Below are 12,148 nucleotides of genomic sequence, written 5' to 3'. Positions count from 1 at the left end.
TGAAAAATGCTCCTTCTCCTAACGATCATGCAATTATTTTTAACTGAAATTCCTATGATAGAAGAAACATCTCTCCAACAAGTTCAACATCAAACGACAATTTCCACTACAGAAGAAGATGTAACAAAAGATGGTCGAAAAGAAAAGATTGAACTACATGGAACATATTTATCGGAAACAACAACCTTTTTAAAAGACGTTTCTATTTCCATTACAAATGAAACGAATAAAAAATGGCATATTGCGTTAAAGGAAGGATATGACCCAACTGTTTCTTTCATCGATATTACGAACAATGGAAAAATGAATATAGTATATAAAGTAGCATTAAATAAAGAAAGAACGATGTATGATACACAAATATACGAATTTCAACACGGATCTTTTAAAAAAATCCCACTCCCTCAACCTGTTCAATTAGACGGCAAATTCCAACATGGATTTAAAGTCATACTACGAGACCCAATTAAAAACGATAAATTCGAAGTTGGATTAGATGGAAAGGAAGATCAATATACGAAAGCAAATATATACGATACAAACGGAACCTTATTAAAAAAACAAAAAGTTCAAATTAGCCCTATTATCAATACAGAAACTTTAACGATTCATACAGCAAATGGGTATAGTATCAAAACGACACAATTTGTTGCTGGAATCGATGAATATGACCTACTCGCCAAAATTGATTCTATCTATCATTATAAAAATGGGAAATGGACACTAATCAAACAAAATTTTGAACATATGTAGTTAGTTTAAAATACATTACACAAAAAATGGAGCACTTTTTTTATAAACTAATCGATTGTAAACAGAAAAAGAGCTTAGACAAATGATCAACAGCTAAGATGTTTGTCTACATGAACAATATGTACGGATCTAATCAGCTACCGACTAGCGTCATACAAAATCTGCATTAAGAAATGCCGCTACAATCGGTAAGCTTTTGGTAAAACAAACTGTACAATTGTTTCTGATTCCTATAAACATTCAATAACTGAAATGAATCATTGCTTTTGTCTAAGCTCTTCTATTATTTAATTTGCCACGATATTTACTAATTTTCCAGGGATGACAATAACTTTACGCACCGTTTTTCCGTCAATCCACTGTTTAATTTTTTCATCATTTAATGCAAGTGTTTCTAACTCTTCTTTTGAAATATCTTTTGCCACATTTAATTTGGAACGTACTTTCCCCATTACTTGTAGAACGACTTCTACTTCATCTTCCACTAATTTCGCCTCATCATATGTCGGCCAAGGTTCATATGCAATCGTGTTTTCATGACCAAGACGATTCCATAATTCTTCCCCTAAATGAGGAGCGATCGGGTGTAGTAATTTTACGAATCCTTCAACAAAAGTTTTACTTACTTTATCTACTTTGTATGCTTCATTAATAAAGACCATCATTTGTGAAATCGCCGTGTTGAAATGTAACTGCTCATAATCTTCCGTTACTTTCTTCACTGTTTCATGGTATGTTTTTTCCATCGCTTCATCATGTTCCTCAACGATACGATCTGCTAAAGTTCCATCTTCTGCAACGACTAATCTCCACGTACGGTCTAAGAAGCGACGTGCTCCATCTAATCCAGTTGTAGACCATGCAACATCCGCATCCAATGGTCCCATGAACATTTCGTATAAACGTAATGTATCTGCACCATGGCTTTGCACGATATCATCAGGGTTAATGACATTCCCTTTTGATTTACTCATTTTTTCATTGTTCGTACCTAGAATCATCCCTTGGTTGTATAATTTTTGGAACGGTTCTTTTGTCGGGACAACTCCAATATCATATAAAAATTTATGCCAGAAACGAGCATATAATAAGTGTAAAACCGCATGTTCTGCTCCACCGATATAAATATCAACAGGTAACCATTTGTCCACAAGTTTCGGGTCGATGATCATGTCATCATTGTCTGGGTCGATATAACGTAAGTAATACCAACAACTTCCAGCCCACTGTGGCATCGTATTTGTTTCTCGACGACCTTTCATGCCTGTTTTTGGATCTACAACATGGATCCAATCGCTATTGGCAAGTGGAGATTCTCCTGTTCCTGAAGGCTTAATTTCCTCCATTTCTGGTAACACGAGTGGCAATTCTTCTTCTGGAACAGTCGTCATTGTACCGTCTTCCCAATGAATGACAGGAATCGGCTCTCCCCAATAGCGTTGGCGAGAGAATAACCAATCACGTAAACGATACGTTATTTGTTTTTTCCCTACATTATGTTCCACTAACCAATCAATCATTTTCGTAATTGCCGCTTCTTTTTCTAATCCATTTAAAAAGTCTGAATTCACATGTGCCCCGTCACCTGTGTACGCCTCTTTTGAAACGTCACCACCACTTACGACTTCGACAATCGGTAAGTCAAATTTTGTCGCAAATTCATAGTCACGCTCGTCATGTGCTGGAACTGCCATAATTGCCCCAGTTCCGTAAGACATTAATACATAGTCTGAAATCCAAATTGGAATTTCTGCACCTGAAACTGGATTAATCGCATATGCCCCAGTGAATACACCTGTTTTTTCTTTCGATGTATCTGTTCGTTCGATTTCGGATTTATTTTTTACTTCTTCTATATATGCCTCTACTGCTTCACGCTGTTTTTCTGTCGTAATATCTAACACATACGGATGCTCTGGTGATAAGACACTATATGTCGCACCGAATAATGTGTCTGGACGTGTCGTGAATACATCATATGTTTTGTCATGTCCTTTAATTTGAAACGTAACGTCCGCTCCTTCTGAACGACCAATCCAATTACGTTGCATTTCTTTAATGCTTTCAGGCCAATCCAGTTCTTCTAAATCTTCTAATAAACGATCTGCATATTCTGTAATTTTTAATACCCATTGTTTCATCGGTTTTTTCACTACAGGATGATCGCCACGCTCACTTTTTCCATCAATTACTTCCTCATTCGCTAACACTGTTCCAAGTGCTTCACACCAATTTACTTCAATTTCATCCATATAAGCGAGCCCTTTTTCGTGTAGCTTCGTAAATATCCATTGTGTCCATTTATAATATTTCGGATCTGTCGTATTAATTTCACGATCCCAATCATAAGAAAAACCTAACTCTTGAATTTGTCGCTTAAATGTCGCAATGTTTTTTTCTGTAAATGCTGCTGGACTATTCCCCGTATCTAACGCGTATTGCTCAGCTGGCAGTCCAAAAGCATCCCATCCCATCGGGTGTAATACTTCATACCCTTGCATACGACGCATACGCGATAAAATATCTGTCGCCGTATATCCTTCTGGGTGCCCAACGTGTAAACCGGATCCAGACGGATATGGGAACATATCAAGAGCATAAAATTTCTCTTTATCCGAATAAGTATCTGTTTTAAATGTTTTGTTTTCTAACCAATAATCTTGCCATTTCTTCTCTATTTCGCGATGGTTATAATTCACAAAAGTTCCTCCTCAGTTCAACTTTTTCTAAAAAAATATAATATGTATATGTTACGTAAAAAAGCTACTCATCTTATACATAAATGAGAAGCTTGCTAAAAACAAAATTTCGCTAAATTAATAACCCTAACTATACGAATTGTAGTGAAAACGACGATAATTGTCAAGATTCGTCCCTTCATGGCAGCATTTTTCATGCGTAATGATTATGTTTGATGTTATATTATGAATAAGCTTTATTTTATATAAAGAAAGGAATTTAAATCATATGTTTAAAGGTGTCATTCCATTTGCACATCATTTATTAAAAGAAGTGACAAATGAAGGAGATATCGTTTTAGATGCAACATGTGGTAATGGGAACGATACATTATTACTTGCGACACTCGTCGGTGAAACTGGACATGTATACAGTTTTGACGTGCAACAACAGGCAATCGAAACGACAAAACAACTAATACAACAACATGGCTGGAACAATGTCCATTATATTCATGATAGCCATGCAAAGCTCGAAACATACTTACAGGAAGAACATAAAGAAAAAGTTCGTGCAGCTATATTTAATTTAGGCTATTTACCACGAAGCGATAAAAAAGTAATTACAGAAGCCCCATCAACAATCGCTGCGATGGAAGCATTGCTCCACAATCTGAAAAAAGGTGGTCGTGTCGTGCTCGTTGTTTACCACGGGCATGTTGGAGGGAAAGAAGAAAAGGATGCTGTCCTTCAATTTGTAACAAATTTAGACCAACAATATTACGGTGTCCTCCAGTACGGATTCGTGAATCAACGGAATAATCCACCATTTGTGATCGCAATTGAAAAAAGACAGTAAGGTAAGAGATTTGCCATCATTCATGGTATGATAATGGATAGATAAATGAAATGAGGTGTGTACAATGATCGATCAATATAAAGGGAAATACCCACAAATTGATGAAACGACCTATGTCGCTCCAAACGCTACAATTGTTGGCGATGTAAAGATTGGCGAAAAATGTAGTGTATGGTTCCAAACTGTTATCCGTGGCGATGTTGCACCAACTATTATTGGAAATAACGTCAACATTCAAGACTTATCACTCATTCACCAAAGCCCAAACATGCCTGTCATTTTAGAAGACGGTGTAAGTATTGGGCATCAAGTGACATTACATAGTTGTACCGTTCGAAAAAATGCTCTAATCGGTATGGGTTCCATTTTATTAGACGGAGTGGAAATCGGAGAAAATGCATTTATCGGGGCAGGGAGTTTACTATCTCCTGGCACGAAAATCCCACCGAACACATTAGCATTTGGCCGCCCTGCAAAAGTTGTCCGTATATTAACAGATAAAGATATACAAGATATGGACAGAATTCGAGCATCTTACGTAGAAAAAGGCCAATATTATAAAGAAAATGTTTTTACTGATTGATATAATGAGGTGACATATTTGCTCCTTCTACTATTCATAATTTCTTTGTTTTTATATTGTTTTTCAGTCATATCGATTTTCTTTTTAAAAAAGAGAGCTTCTTACATACTATCAATATTTTATATGACGATCTTTGCTTCGACGACCCTTTTTATTGGTTATTTAGCTTATGCAAATGGCGAATTAATGCATGTAAAAAATGCCATCATCGCTACATTTGAACAAGAAGACGTAACAAAAGATAAAATAGTCCATGCTGAAACGATCGAACAAGAAGTAACAAGAGAAAAGGCAACAATTAAAAAAGCCGTACAATTAGAGGTACCACTTATAGAACAGATGCCAGAGTTACCTCGTGGTTGTGAAGTGACAGCACTGAGCATGCTTCTAGCCTTTCATCATATCGAAGTCGATAAAATGACGCTAGCTGAAGAAGTGGAACGTAATACACAAGCATATTCCTATAAAGATGGACAAGTCCATTTCGGCAATCCGTACAATGGATTTGTCGGGAGTATGTATACATTCGATGAACCAGGTCTCGGTGTTTATCACGGTCCTATCGCATCACTTGCCAAAAAACATGCGACAAACTTACAAGTAGTTGATTTTACAGGAGAAGATTTTAAAAAAGTGAAAAGGCATGTAAGTGAAGGCCATCCAGTATGGGTAATCATTAATTCCCACTATAAACATTTGCCAAAGGAACAATTTGAAACATGGCAAACAGAAGATGGACCACTCGACATTACGTACCGACAACATGCTGTCTTAATAACTGGATATGATGAAGAAAAAGTATATTTCAATGACCCATTAAATTACCGAAGTAGTGCACCGATAAAAGATTTCATTGCTGCTTGGGAACAAATGGGAAAACAGTCTATTACGATGTATGAGTAATAGACTGTTTTTGTTGTTTCATGTAATGATTTTACCCTCTTAACGTAGATTGTTCTTGTGTAAAATCATATTTCCCTTCCATAAACACTTGATGCCATACCATGAACATTAAGAATGTCCATATTTTACGGCTGTAATCGGCTTTTCCAGCACAATGTGCCTCTAATAAATCACGGACAAATTGTTTATTCACGTAAGCATCTACATCCGCTTCATCAATAATACGTTTTGCCCAACCATTTAACTCTTTTTTCAGCCAATGTCTCATCGGTACAGGGAACCCTAATTTTTTTCGGTCTAATACGTGATCCGGGATAATTCCTCGTGATGCTTCACGTAAAATCGATTTCGTTGTATTGTTCGCAATTTTTAAATCGATCGGAATTTGACTCGCTAATTCAAACACATCTTTATCGACAAACGGCATTCTAATTTCAATTCCATTGGCCTTCGACATTTTACCAGCTTTTAATAAAATATCCCCACGCATCCACGTATGAATATCGATATACTGCATTTGAGCGACAAGTGGTTCGTGGCTTATAATATCATAATACGGACCCGTAATATCCTCATAGGAAATCGTGCGATTAAACGTTTTTAAAAATGCCTCTTTTTCTTTTTCCTCAAACATTTTCGCATTACCAATATAACGTTCTCTTAATGGGGTTGTCCCTCTTAATAAGAAACTTTTCCCACTCATATTATCAGGTAAAGTCATCGCAACTTTTCGGATTAAAGTTTTGAATAATCCTGGAATATAGTTAAACATACGTAAAGAGTCTGGTTCACGATAAATATTGTACCCGCCAAATAACTCATCAGAACCTTCCCCAGATAATGCAAAATTAACATAACTACTCGCTTCTTTAGAAACGAAATATAACGGAATACATGATGGGTCTGCTAACGGCTCTTCTAAATTCCACATAATTTCTGGAATTTGATTCACATATTCATCTGCTGTAATAAATTTCGCGATGTTTTCAACGCCTACTTTATCTGCTGTCTCCTTAGCAATATCTACTTCAGAAAATCCTTCTCGCTCAAAACCGACAGAGAATGTCTTTATATTCGGGTTAATCTCTTTCGCCATTGACACGACTAAAGTTGAATCAATTCCTCCAGATAAAAATGCCCCAATATCTGCAATACCATCCATACGTTTTTCAATATTTTCAAACATTACTTCACGAATTTTATTGATCCATACAGACTTCTCTGTTTGTACAGGGTCAAACGATGGTTTCCAATATTTATGAAATGTCACTTTCCCTGCTTTTTCCTTCACAAAATACGTAGCCGGATCCATAATGACGACATCATCATGTAATGTATATGGTTCAGGTACATATTGGAAACTAAAATAATGTTGTAACGCCGTTTCATTCATTTTATCTATATGATAACGTTTCGTAATTTCCGTTTTCGAAGAAGAGAATGTGAACGCTCCATCTCTTTCTACATAAAAAAGTGGCTTCACCCCAAAGTGATCTCGCGCTCCATATAATGTTTCGCTTTGTTTATCCAAAATGGTAACAATAAATTTCCCGCTAATTTGCGCGAATAATTCCTTTTTTTCTTGTGGGAATAAAATCGCGATAATTTCCGCAATATTCGTAGATGAAATCCCTGCTTTTTCAGCTAATTTTCCTTTGTTATAGCATTCACCAAAATAATGTACATAATATTGTTCATTTTCAAATACTTGATCTAATTCATTTTCTTCATATAAAAAAGTAAAACTTTCATGTTCATATGTTTGTTCGCCTTGCTCGACATTGTTTACATCTATGATAGATGAAGTCGTTCCATGATGTAAACTTCCAATAAAATGGCCCATGTTTGTAACCTACCTTTATGAAATCTATTTTCTAAAAAATAATACCATACTTTTTTCTGTTACGACAAGCATTACATCCGTCGTGAACGTCATTATTTTACAATTGTTCACGATATTGTTTCATCTTATGAATGAATAGGTTTTCACCTAACATAAGATGAACTTTTCGACTTGCTTTCACTTCTTACTATACAACTTTTATCCATATAAACAAAAAATGGATGACATGTATATCATCCATTTTTCCATTTTATTTATTCGCAATTTCGACAGCAGATTGTCTCAATGCTTCTGCTTTATCTAAGTTTTCCCAAGGAAGGGTGACATCACGGCGACCGAAATGTCCATATGCAGCTGTGTCACGGTATATCGGACGACGTAAATCTAACATATGAATAATGCCGCGTGGACTTAAGTTGAAATTTTCACGAACAACATCAACTAAAATTTCCTCCGACACTTTTCCAGTACCGAATGTATCAATCGCAATCGATACAGGCTGTGCCACTCCAATAGCATACGCTAATTGAACTTCACATTTTTCTGCTAAATGTGCTGCCACAATATTTTTCGCAACATAACGTGCAGCATATGCTGCAGAGCGGTCCACTTTTGTCGCATCTTTACCTGAAAATGCTCCCCCACCATGACGAGCATATCCACCGTACGTATCGACGATAATTTTACGGCCTGTTAATCCGGCATCCCCTTGTGGTCCACCGATCACGAAACGACCAGATGGGTTAATATAATATTTCGTGTTTTCATCTAATAAGAAACTCGGAACGATCGGTTTAATAATATGTTCCTGTACATCTTTTTGGATCTGTTCTAATGTAACATCTTCCTTATGTTGAGTAGACACGACGATAGCATCGACACGAACAGGTTTATCGTGTTCATCATATTCTACCGTTACTTGTGTTTTACCATCAGGCAGTAAATATGGTAATGTATGGTCTTTACGAACATCTGTTAAACGTTTAGCTATGCGGTGCGCTAAATAAATCGGCAATGGCATTAAGTCTTCTGTTTCATCACATGCATATCCGAACATCAATCCTTGGTCTCCTGCGCCAATTTCCGATTCATCTGCCTCCCCTTCACGTGTTTCTAATGCAACATCTACTCCACCTGCAATATCAGGTGACTGCTCATCAATAGCAGTTAATACAGCACATGTTTCAGCATCAAATCCGTAACGAGAATCGGTATATCCAATTTCTTTTACGGTTTTACGAACGATGGATGGGATATCGACATATACATTCGTCGTAATTTCACCCGAAACTAACACTAACCCTGTTGTGACTGTCGTTTCACATGCAACACGTGCATTCGGGTCCCTTTTTAAAATTTCATCTAAAATTGCATCCGAGATTTGGTCACTCATTTTATCCGGATGTCCTTCCGTTACTGATTCTGATGTGAATAAACGGCGATTCTTTGTCATTATAATAAGCCTCCTATATATATTACACGGAGCTCTACTCGATAGAGATCATAGGGAACGAGATGACTCGTTCGTTTTTCATAAATAATGAAATTCATGAAAAAATCCTTTCCTATATAAATGAGGAAAGGATATCGTTTCTGCCTTTCACTCTTATTGTTCAAGGAAAATCCTTGCATCAGGTAAGCACCTTTTCACATACTTGTGAGGTTGCTGGGCTTCACAGGGTCTGTCCCTCCACCAACTCCTAATAAGAGAGTCCGTTGTTTATTACATATGAAATATTTTCCGAGAAACACCTCTATATGTATACTATAATGGCTAGTCTATATGATAATACGTGAAATGTCAATCGATTAAATAAGAAGAAATACAACCCTCTATATTCATACTATACCCCCGATATTTTGATAATTACGAGTTCCTTTTCTCTTCTTTCAAAAGTTTTTTCAAATATATGGACATTTTGGATCTGTACCAATTCATTCCATCGTTTCACCCATTCCAATAAATATCATCGCCGATATAATCTTACTGACAACAGTAGTGAGAAAAACACTTTAAGAAAACTCTGTTCGAGTGAAAGCACCCACTTCTTTTTCCGTCGTCGCAATCCAATCATCAATTAAAATACCTACTATAATAACCGCCACTCCAAACCCAATAAAACCATGAACTGATCTATTATTTTTTCTCAATATGAACGCGACTCCTTCTTTTATATAACACTTTTTCAATAAACATTCTGAACAACGAAGCATCATTAATTTTATCCTATTACGCATAAGACGAAACAGTTCTTACTCTTTCTTGCTACCCTGTTTTCTTATCCTTTATTTGAGGCTAAAATGTTAGTTCAAGTATTGATATGATTATGTTAAAATAGATTTACTGTAATGAAACAAAGTTTTTGTGATTTTCTTCACAAAATTGTAATACATTCTAAAAACGTTATTGCACCAACGTTTTTAGGTATTTAAACTTTTGTTTTATTATAATAAATCAACATTTTCTAATAGTTTTATTACATTAGTATGGACTAATTCGTTTAATGTGTTATACTATATTCAGATTTTAAAGTACACGAGAAAAAAGGATGGATTAATTCAATGAATACGACAGCTAGGTCAACTGTATCACAAGAAATTTTACAAAATGACAATGTTCAGAACAATTTATCTGTACCAGGATTAGTTGAAAAGATTTTATCACGTAATGAAGGTGTATTAACTGCAACTGGAGCAGTTCAAGCAACTACTGGAAAATACACTGGTCGTTCACCAAAGGACCGTTTCATTGTTCGTGATGACGTTTCTGAAAATTTAGTAGATTGGGGCGAAGTAAACAAACCAATCGATGAGGCATCATTCCAAAAATTATTCGATAAAGTTGTAAATCACTTAAAAAATAAAGATGAAGTTTTCTCCTTTAAAGGATTCGCTGGAGCAGACGAAAAATATCGTTTACCAGTGGAAGTTGTAAACGAATATGCATGGCATAACCTTTTTGCCCGTCAGTTATTCATTACACCAACAAAAGAAGAGTTAGCAGCACATGAGGCTGGCTTTACAGTTCTTTCTGCTCCGACATTAGAAGCAGACCCTCAAGAAGATGGAACGAATTCTGAAACGTTTATCGTTATTTCATTCAAAGAGCGTGTCGTATTAATCGGTGGAACAGAATATGCTGGAGAAATTAAAAAATCTATTTTCTCTGTGATGAACTACTTATTACCACAACAAAACATTTTATCTATGCACTGTTCAGCAAACGTTGGTGAAGAAGGTGATGTTGCTTTATTTTTCGGTTTATCAGGAACAGGAAAAACAACATTATCAGCTGACCCTTACCGTAAATTAATCGGTGATGATGAACATGGATGGAGTCCAAACGGTGTATTCAACATTGAAGGTGGTTGTTACGCAAAATGTGTTGATTTAACACGTGAAAAAGAACCACAAATTTTCGATGCTATTCGTTTCGGTTCCGTATTAGAAAACGTCGTACTTGATGATCATAGTCGTGAACCTGATTACTCAGACGTTTCATTAACAGAAAACACAAGAGCTGCATACCCGTTAGAGAACATTGACAACATCATCGTTCCAAGTGTTGCAGGTCATCCAAATACAATTATTTTCTTAACTGCAGATGCATCAGGTACATTACCTCCAATCAGTAAGTTAACGAAAGAACAAGCAATGTACCACTTCTTAAGTGGATACACATCTAAATTAGCTGGAACAGAGCGTGGAATTACGGAACCAGAAGCAACATTCTCAGCTTGCTTTGGATCACCATTCTTACCACTTTCTCCAGATCAATATGCTGAAATGCTTGGGGAAAAAATCGATCAGTTCAACACAAATGTATTTTTAGTAAACACTGGTTGGACTGGAGGTCCTTACGGTGTTGGGAACCGTATGAAGCTTTCATACACTCGTGCAATGATTCACGCAGCACTAGAAGGTGAGTTAAACACTGTAGAAACTGTAAAGGACGAAATCTTCGGCCTTAACATTCCAGCGCACGTACCTGGAGTACCAGATGAAGTATTAGTTCCTCGTTTAACTTGGGAAGATAAAGAAGCATACGATGAAACAGCCAAAAAATTAGCAAAAGAATTCCATGCGAACTTTGAAAAGTTCACAAACGCAAGCGAAGCAATCAAAAACGCTGGCCCAACTTACAGAGGCTAAAAAAATCGCACATTATATTACCCCGGTCATCATTCATAAGAATGGTGGGCGGGGTTTTGTTGTTTACTTTTGGGGTGATGGGTGGCGGGTGGCTGCTAGAAAAAAATAAGTGAGGGTGTGGTGGTGTTTTTTAAGTCAGCCTCACTTTGATTTAGTTAATTCCGCAAGTGTGAGCGGTTTTTCCCTGGAACTTGCGAATATATGCGGTAATTCCGCAAGTGTGAACGGTTTTTACGGGGAACTTGCGAATATATGCGGTAATTCCGCAAGTGTGAGCGGTTTTTCCCTGGAACTTGCGAATATATGCGATAATTCCGCAAGTGTGAGCGGTTTTTCCCTGGAACTTGCGAATATATGCAATAATTCCGCAAGTGTGA

The 12,148-nt window shown here is 36.5% G+C and carries 9 protein-coding genes and 1 riboswitch; of the genes, 5 read left to right on the top strand and 4 right to left on the bottom strand.

Translation table 11 applies throughout. From position 1 onward, the window contains the following. Positions 1-54: 54 nt before the first annotated feature. Positions 55-753: a hypothetical protein gene (locus SPD45_RS14135; RefSeq protein ID WP_336268422.1), complete on the top strand. Its 699-nt coding sequence runs from the start codon at positions 55-57 to the stop codon at positions 751-753. A gap of 287 nt (positions 754-1,040) precedes the next feature. Here SPD45_RS14135 and leuS read toward each other — a convergent pair whose 3' ends face one another. Beyond that, complete coding sequence (gene leuS / locus SPD45_RS14130; RefSeq protein ID WP_336268421.1) at positions 1,041-3,452, bottom strand: leucine--tRNA ligase; 2,412 nt, start codon at positions 3,450-3,452, stop codon at positions 1,041-1,043. 268 nt (positions 3,453-3,720) lie between these two features. Here leuS and SPD45_RS14125 point away from each other — a divergent pair, with 268 nt between their 5' ends. The 3 genes from SPD45_RS14125 to SPD45_RS14115 all read left to right on the top strand — a co-directional run bounded on the left by SPD45_RS14125 (position 3,721) and on the right by SPD45_RS14115 (position 5,776). Next, positions 3,721-4,290, top strand: a complete 570-nt coding sequence (locus SPD45_RS14125) for a class I SAM-dependent methyltransferase (protein WP_336268420.1) — start codon at positions 3,721-3,723, stop codon at positions 4,288-4,290. A 64-nt stretch (positions 4,291-4,354) separates the two neighbouring features. Beyond that, entirely contained in the window at positions 4,355-4,873 is a 519-nt protein-coding gene (locus tag SPD45_RS14120) for a gamma carbonic anhydrase (RefSeq protein WP_336268419.1), read from the top strand. Positions 4,874-4,996: 123 nt separating this feature from the next. Continuing rightward, on the top strand, positions 4,997-5,776 hold the full coding sequence (locus SPD45_RS14115) for a C39 family peptidase (RefSeq protein ID WP_336268418.1): 780 nt from the start codon (positions 4,997-4,999) through the stop codon (positions 5,774-5,776). Between the two features lie 31 nt (positions 5,777-5,807). Here SPD45_RS14115 and asnB read toward each other — a convergent pair whose 3' ends face one another. The 3 genes from asnB to SPD45_RS14100 all read right to left on the bottom strand — a co-directional run bounded on the left by asnB (position 5,808) and on the right by SPD45_RS14100 (position 9,770). Further along, the gene (asnB, locus tag SPD45_RS14110) at positions 5,808-7,619 is read right to left on the bottom strand and encodes an asparagine synthase (glutamine-hydrolyzing) (RefSeq protein ID WP_336268417.1); all 1,812 of its coding nucleotides are present in this window, start codon (positions 7,617-7,619) and stop codon (positions 5,808-5,810) included. Between the two features lie 250 nt (positions 7,620-7,869). Beyond that, positions 7,870-9,072, bottom strand: coding sequence for a methionine adenosyltransferase (metK, locus tag SPD45_RS14105; protein WP_336268416.1), 1,203 nt, complete (start codon positions 9,070-9,072; stop codon positions 7,870-7,872). Positions 9,073-9,222: 150 nt separating this feature from the next. Then, positions 9,223-9,329: riboswitch (SAM riboswitch) on the bottom strand. Between the two features lie 303 nt (positions 9,330-9,632). Further along, the gene (locus SPD45_RS14100) at positions 9,633-9,770 is read right to left on the bottom strand and encodes a hypothetical protein (protein ID WP_336268415.1); all 138 of its coding nucleotides are present in this window, start codon (positions 9,768-9,770) and stop codon (positions 9,633-9,635) included. 411 nt (positions 9,771-10,181) lie between these two features. Between SPD45_RS14100 and pckA the strand changes: the two genes are divergently transcribed. Next, positions 10,182-11,771 carry a phosphoenolpyruvate carboxykinase (ATP) gene (pckA, locus tag SPD45_RS14095; protein ID WP_336268414.1) on the top strand — a complete coding sequence of 530 codons (1,590 nt, stop codon included), beginning with the start codon at positions 10,182-10,184 and terminating at the stop codon, positions 11,769-11,771. Positions 11,772-12,148: the final 377 nt, after the last annotated feature.

Source organism: Pseudogracilibacillus sp. SO10305 (genome assembly GCF_037072005.1).
Lineage (GTDB): Bacteria > Bacillota > Bacilli > Bacillales > Amphibacillaceae > Pseudogracilibacillus > Pseudogracilibacillus intestinigallinarum.
This window is presented reverse-complemented; position numbering and strand designations above follow the sequence as displayed.

Bases quoted from the DNA above. Each gene is read 5' to 3' on its own strand.
- SPD45_RS14120 (WP_336268419.1), top strand. From the start codon at position 4,355: ATGATCGATCAATATAAAGGGAAATACCCACAAATTGATGAAACGACC.
- metK (WP_336268416.1), bottom strand. From the start codon at position 9,072: ATGACAAAGAATCGCCGTTTATTCACATCAGAATCAGTAACGGAAGGA.
- SPD45_RS14135 (WP_336268422.1), top strand. From the start codon at position 55: ATGATAGAAGAAACATCTCTCCAACAAGTTCAACATCAAACGACAATT.
- SPD45_RS14115 (WP_336268418.1), top strand. From the start codon at position 4,997: ATGACGATCTTTGCTTCGACGACCCTTTTTATTGGTTATTTAGCTTAT.
- pckA (WP_336268414.1), top strand. From the start codon at position 10,182: ATGAATACGACAGCTAGGTCAACTGTATCACAAGAAATTTTACAAAAT.
- asnB (WP_336268417.1), bottom strand. From the start codon at position 7,619: ATGGGCCATTTTATTGGAAGTTTACATCATGGAACGACTTCATCTATC.
- SPD45_RS14125 (WP_336268420.1), top strand. From the start codon at position 3,721: ATGTTTAAAGGTGTCATTCCATTTGCACATCATTTATTAAAAGAAGTG.